This window comes from Nonomuraea sp. NPDC051298 (assembly GCF_055586305.1).
Window position 1 is genome coordinate 243,137 of sequence record NZ_JBVJIM010000001.1, and the last position, 18,466, is coordinate 261,602.

The 18,466-nt window shown below is 73.7% G+C and carries 10 protein-coding genes; 2 read left to right on the forward strand and 8 right to left on the reverse strand.

Annotated features, from left to right (window positions below; translation table 11 throughout):
• The first annotated feature begins 125 nt into the window (after positions 1-125).
• Complete coding sequence (locus ACZ6S0_RS01200; protein ID WP_465912582.1) at positions 126-437, forward strand: hypothetical protein; 312 nt, start codon at positions 126-128, stop codon at positions 435-437.
• Here ACZ6S0_RS01200 and ACZ6S0_RS01205 read toward each other — a convergent pair.
• The 7 genes from ACZ6S0_RS01205 to ACZ6S0_RS01235 form a co-directional block, all read right to left on the reverse strand.
• Positions 329-6,982 (reverse strand): CHAT domain-containing protein, encoded by a 6,654-nt coding sequence (locus ACZ6S0_RS01205; RefSeq protein ID WP_465912583.1) that lies wholly within the window; start codon positions 6,980-6,982, stop codon positions 329-331. The genes ACZ6S0_RS01200 and ACZ6S0_RS01205 overlap by 109 nt on opposite strands.
• Before the next feature lie 90 nt (positions 6,983-7,072).
• A complete protein-coding gene (locus ACZ6S0_RS01210; protein WP_465912584.1) occupies positions 7,073-8,953 on the reverse strand; it encodes a GH39 family glycosyl hydrolase in 1,881 nt (626 codons plus the stop codon).
• A gap of 13 nt (positions 8,954-8,966) precedes the next feature.
• Positions 8,967-10,463 carry a glucoamylase family protein gene (locus tag ACZ6S0_RS01215; RefSeq protein WP_465912585.1) on the reverse strand — a complete coding sequence of 499 codons (1,497 nt, stop codon included), beginning with the start codon at positions 10,461-10,463 and terminating at the stop codon, positions 8,967-8,969.
• A 13-nt stretch (positions 10,464-10,476) separates the two neighbouring features.
• Positions 10,477-11,298 carry a carbohydrate ABC transporter permease gene (locus ACZ6S0_RS01220; RefSeq protein ID WP_465912586.1) on the reverse strand — a complete coding sequence of 274 codons (822 nt, stop codon included), beginning with the start codon at positions 11,296-11,298 and terminating at the stop codon, positions 10,477-10,479.
• Positions 11,295-12,224 (reverse strand): carbohydrate ABC transporter permease, encoded by a 930-nt coding sequence (locus tag ACZ6S0_RS01225; RefSeq protein WP_465912587.1) that lies wholly within the window; start codon positions 12,222-12,224, stop codon positions 11,295-11,297. Before ACZ6S0_RS01225 ends, ACZ6S0_RS01220 begins: the two co-directional genes overlap by 4 nt.
• 4 nt (positions 12,225-12,228) lie before the next feature.
• Positions 12,229-13,494: a sugar ABC transporter substrate-binding protein gene (locus ACZ6S0_RS01230; RefSeq protein WP_465912588.1), complete on the reverse strand. Its 1,266-nt coding sequence runs from the start codon at positions 13,492-13,494 to the stop codon at positions 12,229-12,231.
• On the reverse strand, positions 13,491-14,489 hold the full coding sequence (locus ACZ6S0_RS01235; protein ID WP_465912589.1) for a LacI family DNA-binding transcriptional regulator: 999 nt from the start codon (positions 14,487-14,489) through the stop codon (positions 13,491-13,493). The genes ACZ6S0_RS01230 and ACZ6S0_RS01235 overlap by 4 nt, the downstream gene beginning before the upstream one ends.
• Positions 14,490-14,635: 146 nt before the next feature.
• Here ACZ6S0_RS01235 and ACZ6S0_RS01240 point away from each other — a divergent pair, with 146 nt between their 5' ends.
• On the forward strand, positions 14,636-15,040 hold the full coding sequence (locus ACZ6S0_RS01240) for a nitroreductase family deazaflavin-dependent oxidoreductase (RefSeq protein ID WP_465912590.1): 405 nt from the start codon (positions 14,636-14,638) through the stop codon (positions 15,038-15,040).
• Between the two features lie 43 nt (positions 15,041-15,083).
• Here the strand turns inward: ACZ6S0_RS01240 and ACZ6S0_RS01245 are convergent, their stop codons facing one another.
• Positions 15,084-18,407: a S8 family serine peptidase gene (locus tag ACZ6S0_RS01245; protein WP_465912591.1), complete on the reverse strand. Its 3,324-nt coding sequence runs from the start codon at positions 18,405-18,407 to the stop codon at positions 15,084-15,086.
• Positions 18,408-18,466 lie beyond the last annotated feature (59 nt).

The window sequence follows — 18,466 nt, forward strand, 5'->3', positions numbered from 1 at the left end:
CGTTCGGGTGGGTTCGCCCCTAGCCAGTCGGGTCCTGTGCGTGCGATCGTGAACGGCGATCCTTCCGGCGGGCAGAGTCACGCGACAGCCCGGCGAGTGGTGGCGGGCGACTTGGAGGTTCTCGTATGGCGGTGCTCGGCGCGATCTGCTTCGGGCTGGTGATCGGCTGGATCACGTACGGGGCGCTGCGCCGCAGGCAATCCGGCGCGCCGCTGACCGACCTGGCGGCGGTGCTCGCCTCGGTGGGCGGCGGCCTGGTGGTGGCCCTGCTCGACGCACCCGAGGTGTTCGGCGGCTACGCGGTGGGGCTGGCGGTCGGGTTCTTCGGCTATCTGGTGCTGGTGGCGCTGCTGCCCGACTCGAAGTGGACGGGCGAGTCGCCCGGCAGGCCGGTGAGCACGAACGCGGCCCAGAGCTCCGGCTCCGTGGAGCCGTAGAGTTCACGCAGCCCCAGCACGGCGGCGCGCAGGGCCTGGGCCGGGGCCGCTCCGTCGCGCAGGTGGGTGTGGAGGTCGTGGACGAGGGCCCGGGTGATCTCGGCTGAGACGGGCCAGAGGGTGAGCACCGCCGATCGGGCGCCGGCGTGCAGCAACGCGTGACCCAGCGCGGCCGTCCCCTCCCCCGCACCCGAACCACCGCCTGCCACACCCTGGCCACCAGGTGACCCGCCGCCTGCCACGCCCCGGCCACCAGGTGACTCGCCGCGTGCCACGTCTTCCCCACCAGGTGAGGCAGTGCCTGCCGGGCCCTCACCCGCGCGCGGGCCGCCGCCCGCCGGGCCATCGGGGTCCGCCTCGGCCTGCCGTCCGTGCGCGGGGACGACGACGAGGTCCGCGCCCACGTTCATGGTCATGAGGCGGCGGGCGGTGAGGAGGCCGTCGGCGAGGCGGACGCCCGAGCCACCCGGGTCGGCGGCATCGTGGACGACCTGGCAGGAGAGGTGGAGCACGTCCCACGAGCCGGGCAGGAGCGCCGAGGCGGCCTCCCCGCCCAGGTGCGGCGAGGCGCCGAGCAGGGCCGCGGCGTCCGCTGCCTCCGCCTCGACGACGGGACGCCCGGCGGCGTCCTGGGCGAAGGCCAGCACCAGGGGGCCGTCCCGCCGTACGGGCACGCGCCGCGCCAGGCGGGCCAGGACGGCAGCGGAGGGGGCGTAGGCGACGGGGCAGCGGTCGATCAGCGGGCGACCGCCAGGGGCCAGGGCGTGGAGCGGGACTTCCCACAGCTCGGCGTGCGGGATCAGGTGCAGCAGGGCCAGGTCGTCGCCGAGGGCGTCGAGGGCGTCGGCGAGCAGGGAGTCGGCCAGGCGGCGCCACAGGTCGGCGCGGCGACGGCGGGCCTCGACGTCCAGCAGGTCCGGACGGGGGCCGTGCAGCACACGCAGGAAGTCGGCCAGGAGGTCGCGGCCGGCGGTGGTGGGGAAGGCGCGCGGCTCGGGCCAGCCGGTGCGATGGGCGAGCACGACCACGGTCTCACCGCCCGAGGCGGCCCTGGTCTCACCGCCCGAAGCGGCCACGGTCTCACCGCCTGAGGTGGCCTCGGTTTCGCCGCCTGAGGTGGCCTCGGTTTCGCCGTCTGAGGTGGCTGAGGGCTCGGCGCCAGCCGTGCTGTCGTGTGGAGGCGTGGTGTTCTCGGTGAGGTGGAAGGCGAGCAGGCCGATCGGCCCTTCTCCTGGCTCTGAGGGCGAGACGAGGGCGTCGAGTTCGGCGCGGCTGGGCGGCGTACGCAGGCGCAGCGCGACGTGGTCGGGGGCCAGGGGCTCCATGCGCCGCCAGAGGGCCTCCAGGTCGGCCTGGGCGGCGCGGGCCCGGCCGATGAGGCGGGCGGCCGCCTCCGGGTCGCGGGTGTTGCGGGCGGCCGCCATGAGCGTGCGGACGGTGTCGAGCCCGTCCCGCTCGGCGCGCAGGAGGTCGGCGGGCACGGCGTGCGAGCCCACGCGGTCGGGCCCCGCGGCGGGGACGCTGTGCAGCGCCGGACGGTCGAGCCAGGACGCGGGACGGTCTCGGCCGGAGCCCGGCACGGCACGGGCGGCGACGCGGTCGTAGTCGGTGTGGGAGGTGCTGTGACCTGTGCCGGGGGTGCTTCGAGCGGGCGGGCCATCGAAGTGGCCGTCGAAGTGGCCGTCGAGGTGGCCGTCGAAGTGGGCGGTGAGGGCGCGGAGTCTGGCGTGCTCGGCGTGTGTCCAGGCCGCCATCCCACGGGCCGAACGCACGGCCAGCCGGATCGCCCGGTCCCTGGAGGGCTCGTGCCCGAGTGCGCAGGCCCTTTCCGCGTCGGCGAGCGCGGCCGGGAGGTCGCCGAGCCACTCGGCGGCGATGGAACGGCGGTGGCAGGCGGTACGAAGCTCCAGGTCGTGTCCGAGGTCCGTCAACAGGTCGATGGCCGTGGACAGCCGCCGCTGAGCGCGGGCGCAGGAGGCGGTGGCGAGGTCGAGAGCGCCGAGGTCGCTCAGCGCGATCGCCTCCCCCGCGCGGAAGCCGGTCTCCTGGGCCAGGGCCAGCGCTTCCCGCAACCGCGTCACCGCCCGCCCGATCCCACCGCCCTCCGGCCGGGAGGCGGCCGAGTCGAGGCGAGCGAGGGTGATCAGGGCCAGGACCGTGCCGTGGGGGCGGGCGTGGGCGCGTTCGAGGTCCAGGGCACGTTCGGCGAGCGCCATGGCTTCGGTGGGCTCGCCGCGCAGCTCGTGGACGAGGGCGAGGTCGGCATAGGCGGCGGCGAGGTCGCCACGCCGCCCCGGCGCCCCCTCCGTCGGGCGGCCCAGCTCCTCACTCAGCGTGAGGGCCTCTCGGTAGCGGGCGGCGGCCTCGTCCAGTTGTCCGAGCCTGAGGTGGAGGGTGGCGCGGCCGGTCAAGAGCGGTACGCGTAACGCCCGCCAGACGGGGGCGCCGACCAGGGAGAGCCCCTCCGCGTACGCCGCCGCGGCCTCCTCCCATCGCCCCAGGTCCGTGAGAGCGTTCGCGAGCAGGCCGAGGGCGCGGACGAGCCGGACGGGCAGCGCGGACTCGGAGTCGCGTGACAGCTCGACCGCCTCGGACAGGTGCCCGGCCGCCTCCTCCGCCCGCCCCAGCCCGACGGCCGCCGCGCCGAGGTTGCACAGGTGCTCGATCACCCGCCCGTCGCGCAGTTCGTGCCCCTGGGCCGCGTACGCGTGGGCGGCGGTCAGGTCCCCCAGGTCGCGGCAGTAGGCCGACAGCTTGGCCAGCAGGTACGACCGGTCGACGCCGCCGGAGCCGCCCCCGAGCGGAATCACCTCGCGCGAAGCCGCGGGCCCGTGCCGCTCGGCGCGGGCGAGGGTCTGTTCCGCGAGGGTGCGGGCCGCGCCGAGGTCGCCCGCGGCCTCGGCCTCCTCCAGGCGTAGCCAGGTCTCCAGGTGTTCCGCGTCCGGCGCCCGGCGTCGCCCGCCCCGCAGCAGGGACACGGCCCGGGTGAGACCGGCGCGGCCCCGGGTGACGTCCCCCAGCGTGAGCTGGATGGCCGCCAGGCGGGACAGGACCGCCCCGTCCAGGTCCCCGCCCATGGCGGCGACGATCTCGAACGGCGCGCCGCCCGCGCGTACGTCCTCGGCCGCCTCCAGACCGGTCAGTCCCTCCTCCAGCGCGGCCCGCGCGCGGCGGAACTCCCCGCGCGTCTCCAGGGTGAAGCCGAGCCTGATCGAGGTGAGGGCGGCCAGCCGGTGCTGTCCTGAGTCGCGGAAGCCTGTCAGCGCCGCCTCCAGCGCCTCCGCCTGCGCCCCCAGATCCCCGGTACGGGCGGCCAGCGCCGCCAGCCGATCCCGTACGACGGCCTCCTTGAACGCGTCCCCGGCGGCCAGGGGCAGAGCCGCGTTCAGTCGTTCCAACGCCGGGCCCGGCCGGCCGAGCGCCATGTCCACCGTCGCCCGGCCGAGGGTGGCGGTGAGCAGGGTCTCCAGCTCGCCCTCCGCGGCGGACAGCTCCAGGGCGCGGTCCAGGTCGTTCATGGCGTCGTCGAGACGGCCGAGTACGGTCAGGCAGGAGGCGCGCATGGTCAGCGCCGCCGCCTCCTTCGCGTACGCCCGCAGCCCCGCGAACGTCTCCCCCGCCGCCCCGAACGCCTCCAGCGCCCGCTCGGTCTCACCCTCCGCGTACTCCAGGACGCCCAGGTTGTAGCGCACCGACCCGGCACCGTCGTCGTGGCCGACGGCCTCGTATTCGCGTTCGGCCAGCTCGAACGCCACGCGCGCCCCGTCGACGTCGCCGCGCCCACGGCGGCGCCGCGCGAGCCGGTACCACTCGTCGGCGGGCTCGCGGCGCCGCCCCCGCCGCCGTACGATCTCCACCAGCCGGGTCTCGCAGGCCGCGGCATGGCCCGGGTGGCCGCGCCCGGCCAGCACGACCGCGTGGGCGTCGAGCGTCCGGCACGCCTCCTCCCAGGCCCCGGCGGCCTCCAGCTCGATGGCGCAGGCGGCCATGCGTTCGGCGGAGGCGGTGAGGTCGTCCTCGTCCACGGCGGCCCTGGCGGCGTGGACCAGGGCCAGCGCGGCGGCCTCCGGCTCGCCCAGCTCCAGGTACAGCTCACGGGACCGGACCGCGCACCCGACGGCTCCCGCGGGGTCGCCCGCCGCCAGGTACGCCTCGGCCGTTTGCCCCTGATGGGCGGCCTCCTCGGCGGCCAGCCCGGCGGCCTCGCACAGGGCGGCGGCACGCAGGTGGTGTTCGACCGCCTGGGCGGGGTCGCCGTTCGCGAGGTGCAGGAGGCCCATGCGGGCGAGCTGCGACGCCTCGGAGCGGGGGTCGTCCAGGTCGTGATAGAGGGCCGCCGAGCGGGCGTGCGCCGCCAGCGCCCGCGAAACGTCTCCCAGCTCCGCCAGCCGCGACAGCGCGTACGCCGCCCGCGGACGGGCCCCGGCCGCCTCGAACGTCTGGACCGCCCGCTCCAGCACGCCCTCGGCGGTGCGTGCCCGGCCCGCCTCCGCCAGCCGCGACGCCACCCCGAGCAGGAACTCACCGCGCCCGGCCCGCGTCCCCGCCGCCCGTTCGGCCACCAGCAGCAGCTTGCGGGTCAGCGCCTCGTCCTGCGAGCGCAGCGCCGCCTCGGTCGCGGCCCGCGCGAGCTCCTCGTCCACGACGGGGACGAGCGCCTCGCCGACGCCGGAGGCGGCGGACGGCTCGTCCGGGGAGGGCGGCTCACCCTCGTCCGCCGCGGTGAGGTCGGCGGGCGCGGGTGGACGGGCGGGCGCACGGCGGTCACCGGAGTCGTGGCGGCCGGGGATGGGAGGGGTGTCGAGGGCGGTGGTGAGGCCGGCGAGCAGGTCAGGGTCTCCGTCGCCGATCAGCGGGAGGGCCTCGGTGAGGTCGCGGGGGTCGCCCTGCGCCGCGTAGCGGGCCAGCAGGGCGCCGCACAACGCGCGCTGGGCGGACGCCTGCCCGCCCGAGGTCTTCATGGCCGACTCCACGGCCTGCCGGGCCGACAGCACGGCCTCGTGGAGGTCCTCGGCGGGCCGTTCGACCTCCGTCTGCGTGGCGCGCCAGAGCAGCACGTCCGAGACCAGCCCGTACGCCCGCGTCCTGACCTCCATCCGCTCGTCGGTCGCCGCGGCCTCGCGCAGCGCGGCCACGGCCTCGTCGACGTCGTCGGCCACCAGGCGGATCGTGAGCGCCCGGCCGAGGAGCAGCAGGGGCCTGGCCCGGTCAGGACCGTGCTCGCCGTGGGCGGCCAGGGCGGCGCGCGCGACGGCGATCGGCTCGGCGGGCTCGCCTCCGGTCACGACGGCCCGGACGAGCAGCGCGTCCGCCAGGTCGGTCAGCAGGCTCGCCCGGTCGAAGCGCCCGTTCCGGCCGGAGGGCCTGGGCTCCTCGGGCTCCCCGGCACGGACCGTGGGTGTGGCCGGGGTGAGGCGGACGGCCTCGTGCAGGGCCGTGACTGCGGCGTCCAGGTCGGCGGGGTCGCCGGTGACGTCGTAGCGGTGGCGGCGGCGTTCCCCGAGGAGGGCCGGGCGTACGACGGGGTCGCCGCCGAGTCCTCGGGTGCGTTCGTCGGGGGGCACGCGGAGGGTTTCGAGCATCTCCGTTCCGGCTTCCAGCGAGCGCTCGTCGCCTGTGACGACGTACCACTCGACCAGCCCCGCCGCGTACGGCGCCAGCACCTCCGGGTGCGCCCACCGCTCGTGCCAGAAGTCCAGGGCGCACTGTCCCACCCGGATGAACGCCAGCAGGTCCGCGTCCGCGTACGTGGCCGTGGCCCGCGCCCTGGTGAGTCCGACGAGCGCCAGCAGCGCCCGCGACCGGTCCTGCGCGGCGGGAGAGGGCTCCGCCGCCGCCAGGTACGCCCTGACCAGTTCCTCGTCGCCGGGCGCCGCCAGCCCGAGCGCCGTCGCCAGGTCGTCGGCCGGGGACGGGAAGAGCGTGCTCCCCGGCGCGGACAGGCAGGCGCGCAGGAGTACGTGCACCGCGTCGTCGATGACGTTCCTGTCGCCGCTCGCCTCGTACAGGCGGACCAGTCCGCCGCCCAGCGACGCCAGTGCGCCCGGCGCCCACGAGGGGTCGGCCGCGTGCATGGACTCCTGCAGCAGGAACTGCCCGAGCCGGTCGGCCACCTCCTGGGTCGGGTGCGCCATGGCGCGGCGTACCAGCGCGTGCACGAGCAGCCCGACGTGCCGGTACGCGGACGGGTCCACGTGCCGGAACACCTCCTCCACCAGCCCGGCCCAGGCTTCCGCCGACTCGCCGGGCGGCACGCTGGGGCCGCGCAGCTTCTCCGGCAGCCGTCCGGGGTCCAGGACGGCGACGGCGGCGAAGAAGGCCCCCGCCACCGCCGCGTCCTGCGTGGTGCCCGGGTCGAGCCGGAACCGGGCCAGGTGCAGGACGCCGATCAGTCGCCAGGTGGCCGCGTCGGACCGGTCACCCGCGCACGCGCGCATCGCCTGCTCGGCCTCGGACAGCGCCGCGGAGTCCCAGATCAGGCCGGGATCCGCGACCTGTTCGAACCGCTCGATGCGGGCGGCCAGCGCCTCGGCCGGTTCGGTCATGCGCACAGGCTCTCACCGGTGTGCCTCCCCGTACAGGACCGCCCCCCACGGGCCGCCTGTCCGGGACCGCCGCCACCGGCTCGAGGAGTGTCAGCCCGGGGTCAGCTCGACGAACGAGACGCCCGGCATGGGCAGGTCGAACGTCAGCGTCAGCTCGGGCCCGCCGACCGTGGCGGGCGGGGTGAGCGCGTCCAGGCCGTCGGCGGCGCGCAGTTCGTCCCACTGCGCGCCGGACGGCCAGTCGCCGCCGCCCATCGCCGCCCAGGCCGCCTCCACGTTGGTGTGCTCGCCGTCGATGCGGTGGTGGGTGAGCGTGTACGTGCCGTCCAGCCCGCCGACGGTGAGCGTCACCGTACGGTCCAGCTCGGCGGCCCCGGCGGACTGGGCGCTGTTGAGCGTGCCGTTCCAGAGCAGTACGCCGACCCGGCCGTCCTCGTCGTGCCGGGCGGCCCACACCTCGACGCCGCCCGCGTCGCCGGTGACCTCGGCGGCCAGCTCCGCGCCGCCCAGCCGTTCGGCCAGGGCGAGGGCGTGGAAGCGCGGCTTGCGCAGGTTGCCGACGGTCAGCAGCCCGAACCCGCCGTGGAAGAGCCTGGGCGGGCGGCCCAGCTCCTCGAAGTGGTCGGAGGCCACCCAGTGCGCCAGCGCGGCGACCCGTCCGGCGGCCGACCTCATCCCGTGCAGGGCGAACGCCGCCCCGAACGGCCCGTCGCCGATGCCGTGGAAGTGGGTCGGCGTGGGCCCCCATTCTGTCCACCAGATGGGCACGTCCCGCCCGTACCTGGCCAGCGTGGGCCGCCAGTCGAGCGGCGCGTTGCCGTAGGTGTGGGTGGAGACGAAGTCGAGCGCCGCGCCCGACTCGGCAACGTGCGCTAGCAGCTCCTCCACCCACCCGTCGGCGGCCGAGGCTGGGCCGCCGACGCGCAGGTCGGGGTGGACGTTCTTCACGGCGGCGGCGGTGACGTCGTAGAGCAGGAAGTACTCCTCGGGCGTGCCGGACCAGAAGACGGCCAGGTTCGGCTCGTTCCAGACCTCGAAGGCCCAGTGGTCGATCAGCTCGCGCAGGCCGTAGCGGGCGGCCAGGTGTTCGACCAGCGCCCTGACCAGGTCGCCCCACGCCTCGAAGTCCTTGGGGGGCGAGATGATGGCGCCGTACTCGAAGACGGTCTTGGACGGGTCGGAGGCCAGGTCGCGCGGCATGTAGCCGAGTTCCACGATCGGCCGCAGGCCGAGGGAGACGACCTTGTCGTAGACCGCGTCCACGCCGGAGAAGTCGTACCGGCCGCCGTCACGGTAGACGCCGAGGTCGTCGCCGAGGATGGCGTGCGCGCGTACCGTCCGGACGCCCAGTTCCTCGTGGACGAGGCGCAGCGCCGCCGCCAGTTCCTCGCCGATGGGCCGGCCGCCGGTCTCGTCGGTGCTGAGCAGGTGGGACAGGTGCTCGGACCCCACCATGTACGCCCACGGCCGCGGCAGCTCGCGCGTCACCCGCCGCGCGTCCACCCGTACGGCGACCTCGGCCCCCTCCAGGGCGGGCAGCGGCGCGGCCTCGACCGGCGGTGAGAAGGGGCCGGTGGCGTCCATGGTGAGGACGGCGGCCACCGTGTAGGCCGCTGGGTAGGTCGCCGGGTCGGCCGCCCCGTACCCGGTGTCCACGAACCGGCAGGACGGCACCGCGGGCACGTCCACGTCGGGCGGCACGGCCGGGCGCCCGTCGCGGTGCACCAGGTAGCCGATGGCTCCGGGCACCGGGTCCCAGGTCAGCGTCACGTGCCCGGCGCCCGGCACCGCGCGCAGCCCGGACGGCGCCACCGGCACGGGCCGCGGCCCCGCGGCCACCCGGCCGGAGGCCAGCCCGATGCGATCCCGCCAGTCCCGCCGGGCGGCGGAACCAGAGCCGGAGCCGGGCACCGGGTCAGGCACCGGGTCGGGCACCGAGTCGGGCATGGAGCCGCTCAAAGGGTCGTTCAAGGGGTACCTCGATTCATCGCACGTCCCATTCCTCGATCTGCATCACCGGCCGGAGTTTCGCCTCCACGCCGGAGCCTGCGAAGTAGCGGTGCAGGTTCCCGTCCGCGAGCGCGTTGCCCAGCGCGGCCATGACCATGCCCTGGTCGAGCGCCAGGTACCACTTGGACACGACGCCGGAGCGGACGGCGACCGCGTCGTAGAAGCCGCCGGGACCGTAGGCGTCGAAGTCGCGGCGCAGCCGGGCCAGGTTGTCCAGGGCGGCCGACCGCGCGTACGGCAGTGCCAGGAAGCTGGCGTGCGGGGTCACGACGCCGTCGCCGTACGCGGCCGGTTCCGGCTTGGCGGGGCGGCAGCCCTCGTAGCCGGGGTCGGTGCCGGTGCGTTCGCGGTCGGTGGTGTAGCCGGGCTCGTCCATGCCGAGCTGGTCGACGCCGTACTCGCGGTAGCCGCCGTGCGGGTCGTTGGAGGGTGAGAAGCCCCAGTAGCCGTACTCGGCCTCGTCGAGGCCGTGCTCGATCTGGGCCCGGACGAACACCGGGTGGTTGCGGCCCCAGCTCCGCGGCGCCCACGCGGCCTCCGGCACCACCAGGTCGGGCATGAGGGCCTCGAACATCGAGCCGCCCCAGTTGGGGACGTAGCGCAGGCCGCGGTACTCGTACGTGCCCTCCCAGACGTTCACGCCCAGGTACCGCTTCCACGACCCGACCGGTTTCTGCTCCTGCCAGCCGAAGTCGCAGGCGTTGTCCGGGAAGGTGCGGTAGGGGCCGAAGTAGCTCTCGCGCGGGAGCTGGCCGAGCGCGATGCCCACGTACTGGCCGATGCGGGTCTCGGCGGGCGCGCCGTAGTGGTGGCAGGTGGAGTAGACGGTGACGCCGGTGCCGGCGTAGTCGCTGGGGACGTGGCAGCCGTCGGGCGGCTCCGGCCAGAAGCCGCCGCGCAGCAGACCGGTGCCGGCGTCGGGGCGGGCCGCCGGATCGTAGTAGGACCTGAAGTCCATCGAGGCCAGCAGCTCGCCCGCGGCCTTGGCGTGGGACGGCACGGCGTTGCGGACCATCATGAGCGCCGTGGCCAGCCAGCCGTTGTCCACGCTGGAGGCGAACGGGCGCACCGGGTCGCCGGTGTCCGGCCAGGATGTGACGAGGCGGAGGGTGGCGGGGTCGTACCAGTTGTAGAACTGGCCGGTGGGGCCGTTGCGCTCCAGTCCCCGCAGCGCGGCGAGCACCCTGCCGACCCGGTCGGCGGCGTCGCCGCGGCTGATGATCCGCAGGTCGCGGGCGGTCAGGGTGCTCCACAGGTACGTGGCCACGTTGGTGGGCGAGGTGACCTCGGCACGGGTCTTCAGGTCGCCGGTCACCTTGTCGGCGGGCAGGCCCGTAGCCGGCTCGACCATGGCGTCCATCGACCGCCAGGTGTCCCTGGCGTAGCGGTGGAGGACGCTGTCGGCGTCCGCGGGAAGGGCCGGCACGGCTACGGACAGCACGAGCAGGCCGGACAGGACCGCCTTGCGCATGGGGGGTGCTCCTCTACTTGAGGCCGGTGGTGGCGATGCCCTGGACGAAGAAGCGCTGCAGGAGGACGAACAGGAACAGGATCGGCGCGATCACCACGACCGATCCGGCGACCAGCAGGTTGTAGTGGGTGCCCTCGAAGTCGTTGAGGATGTTGAGCGCGACCGGGAGGGTGTACATGTCCTCGCTCTGGGCGACCACGGCCGGCCAGAGGAAGTTGTTCCACGCCCCGAGGAACGTGATCAGCCCCAGCGTGGCCAGTGGCGGCCCGCACAGCGGCAGGATGATCCTGAAGAAGATGCGCAGCTCCCTGGCGCCGTCCACCCGGGCCGCGTCGATCAGCTCGTCGGGCAGTTCGGAGATGAACTGCCGCATCATGAACACGCCCAGCGGCGCCACCACGCCCGGCAGGATGATGCCGACGAACGTGTTGACCAGGCCCAGCTTCGCGATCAGGACGAACTGCGGCACCACGAGCACGATCGCCGGGATCGCGAGCTGCACCAGCACCAGGCCGAAGGCCAGGCGCTTGCCTCGGAAGGAGAGCTTGGCGAAGGCGTAGCCGACCATCGAGCAGAAGAGCAGGTTCGTGGCGACCAGCACGAGCGCGACGATCAGGCTGTTGGCGAACGCGGTGCCGAGGTCGACCCGCCCGAACAGCTCCGCGAAGTTGTCCAGCGTCCACGTCTCGGGCCAGAACGTCGGCGGGTCGCGCCTGATCTCGCGTTCGGGCTTGAGCGAGCTGAGCGCCGTCCACAGGAACGGCCCGGCGACCAGCGCGAGCCCGAGGGAGAGCCCGAGGTAGGTCACCGCGCGCTGGCGGCGGGTCCTGTTCACCTGTTCCTCCCGAGCCTGAGCTGCAGCACGGCCAGTGCCACGATCACCGTGAACAGCACGGTCGAGGCGGCCCCCGCGTAGCCGTAGTTGCCGACCCCGAACTGGTCGAAGATGGCCAGCGAGGCCGACAGCGTGGAGTTGAGCGGCCCGCCGCCGGTCATGACCAGCGGCTCCTCCAGGAACTGCATGAACCCGACCGAGCTGTAGACCGTGCAGAACAGCAGCACCGGGCGCAGCGCGGGCAGGGTGACCGCGTGGAACCTGGCCCAGCGGCCCGCGCCGTCGACCTCGGCCGCCTCGTACAGCTCTCTGGGGATGGTCTGCAGCGCGGCCAGCAGCACGACCATGTCGAAGCCGAAGCTGCGCCAGGCCGTCATCACGATGATCGACGGCAGGGCGGTGCTCTCGCTCTGCAGCCAGTTCGGGCCGGCGATCCCGGCCAGCTCCAGCAGCCGGTTGACCAGCCCGGCCTGCGGCTCCAGCAGGAACTTCCAGGCCACGGCGACACCGATGATGCTGGTGATGTTGGGCAGGTAGTAGCCGAGCCGGAAGAACGCGGCGGGCAGGCGGGCGATCCCCGAGTTGAGCAGCACGGCGGCGGCCAGCCCGAGCCCGATGGTCAGGGGCAGCGCGGTGACGACGAACACGACGGTGTTGACGGCCGCCCTGCGCATGGCCGCGTCGTTCATCAGCCGCAGGTAGTTGTCGACGCCGACCACGTCGACGGCGAGCGGGTCGGCCACGTCGGTGCTGCGCATGTCGGTGACGCTCATCCCGATGCCGACGAGCAGCGGGCCCAGGTAGAACACCGCGAACAGCACCACGAACGGCGCGACGAACAGCCAGCCGACCCCCGACCGGCGCAGGGCGCTCCTGACCTTCACCGGGGGCGGGGTGGGCGGGGCCTGCCTCGTGAGGACCGCCATGGCGCTAAAGGCCGGTGCCGATCGTGTCGGCCTGCGACTGGATCGCCTTGGCCGTCTCCTCTGGCGTGGACCGGCCGCGGGCCAGCTTCTCCAGCTCGGTCTCCAGCACCCTGGCCACCTGCTCCCAGGTGGGGAACGGCGGCGGCGTCTTGGCGTCCTTGAGCTGCTCGCCGAAGACCTTCAGTTGCTCGTCGGCGGCCAGTTCGGGCTCCTGCCAGGCCGACTGCACGGCCGGCAGCGCCTTGACCGTGGTGTACCACTTGGCCTGCACCTTCGGCTCGCTCAGCCACTTGATGAACGACCAGGCGGCGTCGCGGTTCGCGGCCTTCTTGAACACGGCCATGTCGGCGCCGCCCACGAAGCTCGTGCCGGCGACCGGGCCCTTGGGGTAGGGGGCCACGTCGAACTTGCCGGCGAAGCCGGGGCCGCCGTCGTTGTTCAGCACGCCGATCATCCACGGGCCGGAGAAGAAGCCGCCGACCTCGCCCTTGATGAACGACTGGGGGAAGGCGCCGGCGGGGGCGTCGGTGCGGGCCAGCTCCCGCTGGAACATCGACGCGTACTGCTTGAGCGCGGTCACCGCCTCGGGGGTGTCGAAGGTGTACCTGCCGTCCTTGACGATCTCGCCGCCCGCCTGCCAGATCAGCGGCAGCACCTCCTGCCAGGAGGCGCCGAGGGTGTAGCTCTGCTGGAAGCCGTCCTTGGCGCCGCCCTTCTCCTTGAGCGCCTCGGCGAACGCGGTGAACTCCTGCCAGGTCGCGGGCGGCTCGACCCCGGCCTTCTCGGCCTGGTCGGTCCGGTAGTAGAGGACGCGGGTCTCGACGTACCAGGGGACGCCGTACGCGGTGCCGTTGACGTCGACGGTCTGCCAGGCGCCGGGGAAGAAGGCCGCCGGGTCGACCAGGTTGCCCGGGGTCGGCTCCAGCGCGCCGGTCTTGGCCAGCTCGCCCGACCAGGTCGAGCCGATCATGCTCACGTCGGGCGTGGCGCCGCCCGCGATGGCCGCGGTGATCTTGTCGTGGGCCACGTCCCAGCCGATGGCGGTGACGTTGACCTTGACGCCGGGGTTGGCGCTCTCGAAGTCCTTGACGAAGGCGCCGAGCGCTTTGCCCTCCTCGCCCATCGCCCAGACCGTGACCTCGCCGGTGATCTTGCCGGTCGTGACGTCCTGCGCCTGCTCGGGCGCCCTGTCCGCGCCGCGGCCGCAGCCCGCGGCCAGGGTCGCGAGGGCCAGCGCGCCCGCGGCGGCGCGCCGGGTGGTGGTGTTCACGTTCGTGCCTCCTGGGGGTGGTGACCACAACTGGCGCGGATGACCGGCTCGGTGGTCAGGGTGAGGTGGTTCGGGGTGTCGCGAACCCCGGTGATCAGTTCGTCGAGCGCGCGGGCGGCGCGGGCGCCCAGCTCGCGCATCGGCTGCCGTACGGTGGTCAGCGCCGGGCGGGCGTGCCGGGCGGCCATGATGTCGTCCCAGCCGGTCACGGCCACGTCGCCGGGCACGTCCAGGCCCAGCTCCTCGGCGGCGAGCAGCGCCCCCAGCGCCACCTCGTCGTCGGAGCAGACGATGGCCCGCGGCCTGCCCGCGCCCTTGAGCAGCTTCCTGGCCGCCTCGAAGCCGCTCTCCACGGTGTAGTGGCCGGTGTCGACGGCCTCGATCGCGTCGCCCAGCTCCGCGCGCACGCCCCGCCAGCGTTCGTCCACGTCGTCGCGGCTGGTCAGGGGCGCGCCGAGGAAGGCGAAGCGTTCGTAGCCGTGGTCGCGCAGGTGCCGGGCCAGCGCGCGGGCCGAGGCGGTGTTCTCGCTGCGCAGCGTGTCGGCGCCGGGCAGCGGGTCTCGGGAGAGGAACACCAGCCGCACCCCCAGCCGGACCAGCTCGGCCACCAGCGGCTCCGGCACGGCGTGGCCGAAGATCAGCATGCCGTCGACCCGCCCGGCCAGGTCCTTGATCAGGTCGTTGACCCGCGTGCGCCCCTTGGTGGACAGGATGACGACCGAGCGCCCCAGCTCGGAGGCGACCTCCTCGTAGCCGAGCAGGACCTCGGTGTAGTACGGGCCCGCCAGGTCGGGGAAGACGATGCCGTTGGCGGCGTGGCGGCCCTCGGCCAGGCTGACGCCCAGGCGGCTGGGCGTGAAGTTCAGCTCCTCGACGGCCTTGAGCACCTTCTCCCGCGTCTTGGCGGCCACGGGGCCGGTGCCGCGCAGGGCCCTGGAGACGGTCGCGATGGACACGCCCGCCCGCTTGGCCACTTCGTAGATGGTCACGTCCATGGAGCACGTCTTCCTTTCGTGTAAGCGCTTTCATGATGCCGTGCTGTAAGCGCTTACACAAATGCAGTGTGCCAGCCTTGTTAACTTCTCGTACAGACCTCGGCTGGTAACGGTGAGGTCACGCCCACGGTGGGTAGGTCGCCGACATGCTCTATGGCGACGAACACGTCCGGCGTTATCAGGAGACCGACGGGGCCGAAGGCCACGACTGGAACAACACCGTCGTCCTGCTCCTGACCACGAAGGGCCGCAAGTCGGGCAAGCCCTTCACCACGCCTCTCATCTACCAGCCCTACGGCGACGACTACCTGGTGGTGGCGTCGAAGGGCGGGGCTCCCGACCATCCGCAGTGGTACAAGAACCTGCTGGTCGATCCCGACGTGCAGGTGCAGGTCAAGGGCGACAGGTTCAGGGCCACGGCCCGTACGGCCGGGCCCGGCGAGAAGCCCGACATGTGGCGGGTGATGGCCAGGACCTGGCCCGACTACGACGAGTACCAGAAGAAGACCGACCGGGACATCCCCGTGGTCGTGCTCGAACGCGTCCAATGACGGAAGGCCCCGCCGGGCGGCGGGGCCTTCCTCTACCGGCCTGTCACTTGACCTGATAGGCCCTGACGACGGTCTCGGCGAACGCGTTGCCGCCCGTGTCGGCGGCCTTGACGCGCAGCGAGACGTACTTCCCGCGCGCCGAGGCCGGGTGCCAGGTCTCGGCGGACCATCCGCCCTTGCCCGACGGGTGCACCAGCGTGGGCAGCCAGGTGCGGCCGTCGTCGTAGGAGACGTCGACGGTGAGCGTGCGCAGCTTCAGGTCGGGCGAGCCGTCCTGACGCTGGACGCCGAGCGGGATGCGCATGTGGCCCGCGGCGGCCCGGTTGCGCTCGTCCAGCTCAGGGCTGATCTTGACGGCGAGCAGGGGCAGCACCTGCCGCTTGCCCGCCTCGGGGGTCTTCGAGCGGAACCGCCACTCGGCGCTCACCCGGGTCGAGACCGTGGTCTGCGCCGGGTCGCGGTCGGCCGTCATCGTGAGCCGGTACTCGCTCTCCCGCTGGTCCGCGGGCACCTCGATCGAGCCGGGCAGGTAGTCCGCCTCGTAGACCTCCTTGCCGTCACGGTAGAGCGTGGTCCGCGGGACGGTGTACTCGCCGTAGGAGACGCGGTCGGAGGTGGGGTCCTCGAACAGCCCGGTCGCGAACTGCATCATGTCGTCCAGGCGCCAGGTGAGGTCGCCCCGGGGGGTGAGCCCGGCCGCGAAGACGCCGTTGTTCCAGCTCTCCGTGGTCTTCTGCCCCGCGCGGTAGACCTTGGTCTCGCCGAAGAAGAACTGGTCCACGTCGTTGAAGCCGTCCGGCGGGAGCCGGTACTGGACGAAGGACGGATACCAGCCGGTGTCGCCGGGCGTGTAGTACTCGGTCCTGCGGAAGGGCAGCGGGAGGTGCGAGAGGTGCACGTACGGCATCCACGCCAGCTCCTTGCCGTACAGCACGGGCAGCGCCATGTGCTCGCCGGTCTTGGCGTCCTGCTGGGTGGCGTACGTGGAGGTGACCTCGGCGAGGTCGCGGCGGCGCGGGCGGTAGCCGGGGTCGGCGGGGATGCGCGGCTCGGCCTTCATCAGGTGGTAGAAGTACGGGCTGGCGTCGTAGGTGCCGTCGCCCTTCGGCTTGGCCCACTGGGTCCAGCGGTAGTAGGCGAAGTTCTTGCTCGCCGTACGGGTGGTCGGGATGGCCTTGACGCCCGTCACCCGGTCCGCGCCCCACAGGCCGGACAGGTCCACGTCCACGCCCAGCGGCTGCTCGCCCTCGATGAGCTGGAGCATGCCGAGCATGCTGATGGCCAGCCGCGCGGTCGGCTCCTCCGTACGCACGTCCACCGGCTTGGCCCGGCGGGCGTCGGCGGTGACGACGCGGTCGGCGTCCAGGGTGAACTCCGGTTCGGCGGCCATCACGATGGTGCCGTCGTGGTCGGCCATCAGCGTGACGACCGTGTAGCGGTGGCCCTTGATCAGCCGGAGGTCCAGGGTGCCGCCGGAGATGTCGTAGTTGTTCTGTTCCTTGGCGTCGAGGTCGATCACCCCGGCGAACGCGTTCCGCGGGGCCTGGCCGTCCGAGCCGGTGAAGCTCAGCTTGAGCGCGCGCCGCTCCGGCTCGACCCGCATGCCGATGCCGGTGCGGACGGTGACCTCGCCGCCCGTCGCGACGACCGTGCCGCTGAAGACGCCGATGGCCTCGGGCCTGGCGGTCACCGTGACCTGGGCGGTGCCGTGGGCGGGCACCTCGACCGCGTCGGAGCCGAGCGTGAAGGGCGTCACGGGCTGGCCGCGGCCGTCCTTGGCCGTCACGGCGAGCTCCAGCCGGACGGCGGTGTCGCCGTCGTTGCGGTAGGTGAGCGTGCGCTCCTTCGGCGCGGTGTCGGGCAGCTCGAGGTCTCCCATGGCGAGCGCGGCGGGCTCGGCCGTGACCTGCTGGGTGACGGCGCGGGCGACGTCCACCCGGCCGGAGCCCTGGATGTAGGCGCCCAGCTCGTCGCCGGGGGCGGTGGAGGCCATCAGCGCCGTCTTGATGCGGTCGGCCTTCCAGTCGGGGTGCAGGCCCGCGAGGACGGCCGCCGCGCCCGCCACGTGCGGGGTGGCCATGGACGTGCCGCTCATCGCCGTGTGCGACTCGTCGACGGGGGATCCGGCGGCGGTGCCGGCGGCCCTGGCCGCGACGATGTTCACGCCCGGCGCGACCAGGTCGGGCTTGATCGCGGCGTCGCCCGCGCGCGGGCCGGTGCCGCTGAACTGGGCCACCGTGTCGTCGTCGCGGTAGGAGGCGCCGACCGACAGCGCGCGGTCGGCGGTGCTCGGGGAGCCCAGCGTCTGCGGCCCGTCGTTGCCCGCGGCGATCACGAAGAGCGTGCCGTACTTCTCGGAGAGGTTGTTGACGGCCTGCTCCGCCGGGTCGTCGCCGGGGGTGTCGGAGCTGCCGAGGCTGAGGTTGGCGACGCGGGCGCCGTTCTCGGCCGCCCAGGTCATGGCCTCGATGACGGCCGAGTCGGGGCAGTACCCGCTCTGCTCGCAGACCTTGCCGATCAGCAGCTTGGCGCCGGGGGCGACACCCTTGTACCGGCCGCCCGAGGCCGCGCCGGAGCCGGCGATCGTGGCCGCGACGTGGGTGCCGTGGCCGTTGAGGTCGCGTACGTCCGGCTCGGAGGTGAAGTTCGCGCTCTTGGCGACCAGGCCCTGGAGGTCAGGGTGGTCGGGGTCGTAACCGCTGTCGAGCACCGCGACGGGGACGTCCTTGCCGGTGTGACCGGCCGCCCAGGCCGCGGGGGCGCCGATGTGCGGGACGCTGACGTCGAGTGACAGCTTGGCCTTGCCGTCGAGCCAGATCTTCGCGGGGGCGGCAGCCATCTTCGCCTGCCCGGTCAGCGACTTCCAGAGGTCGCCGGTACGCGGCTCGCTCCTGGCGACGCCGTTGATCGCGGTCAGCGGACGGCCGCCCGCGGCGCGCAGCGCGGCGGCCCCGGTCTGCTCCGGGTAGGTCAGGATGAGCGGGAGCCCCGGGCTGGCGGCGTCGTCGTAGCCGAGCGCGGCCAGTTGGGTGACGTCGAACAGCCGGGGGTCGAGCCTGCCCTCGGCCAGCAGGGGCATGGCGTCCACGGGCACGACGCTGAGCCCGTCGCCGGACCGGCGGTGGATGAAGTTGATCTTCTCCCGGCCGGGACCAGGGGCCACGTCGAGCTGCGTCTCCTTGGTGGGGAGCGTGCGGAGGGTGACCTTGTCCCCGGTGATGAGGGTGATCGTCTTGGCGGGTTCTCCCTGGGTGGGAGCGGATTCCCCCTGGGCGGTGGGCGGCGCGGCGGGCGTCGCCTGGGCCGGCGCGGCCAACGTGGTCACGGCGGCTATCACGACGCCCAGAAGAGCGGTTCTCTGTTGCACACCCCGCTTTCTAACGGTCAGTGAATTTTGGGGACAAGGTGGTTTAAGTGGCCTATTGC

Bases quoted from the DNA above. Each gene is read 5' to 3' on its own strand.
- ACZ6S0_RS01235 (WP_465912589.1), bottom strand. From the start codon at position 14,489: ATGGACGTGACCATCTACGAAGTGGCCAAGCGGGCGGGCGTGTCCATC.
- ACZ6S0_RS01205 (WP_465912583.1), bottom strand. From the start codon at position 6,982: ATGACCGAACCGGCCGAGGCGCTGGCCGCCCGCATCGAGCGGTTCGAA.
- ACZ6S0_RS01225 (WP_465912587.1), bottom strand. From the start codon at position 12,224: ATGGCGGTCCTCACGAGGCAGGCCCCGCCCACCCCGCCCCCGGTGAAG.
- ACZ6S0_RS01240 (WP_465912590.1), top strand. From the start codon at position 14,636: ATGCTCTATGGCGACGAACACGTCCGGCGTTATCAGGAGACCGACGGG.
- ACZ6S0_RS01215 (WP_465912585.1), bottom strand. From the start codon at position 10,463: ATGCGCAAGGCGGTCCTGTCCGGCCTGCTCGTGCTGTCCGTAGCCGTG.
- ACZ6S0_RS01200 (WP_465912582.1), top strand. From the start codon at position 126: ATGGCGGTGCTCGGCGCGATCTGCTTCGGGCTGGTGATCGGCTGGATC.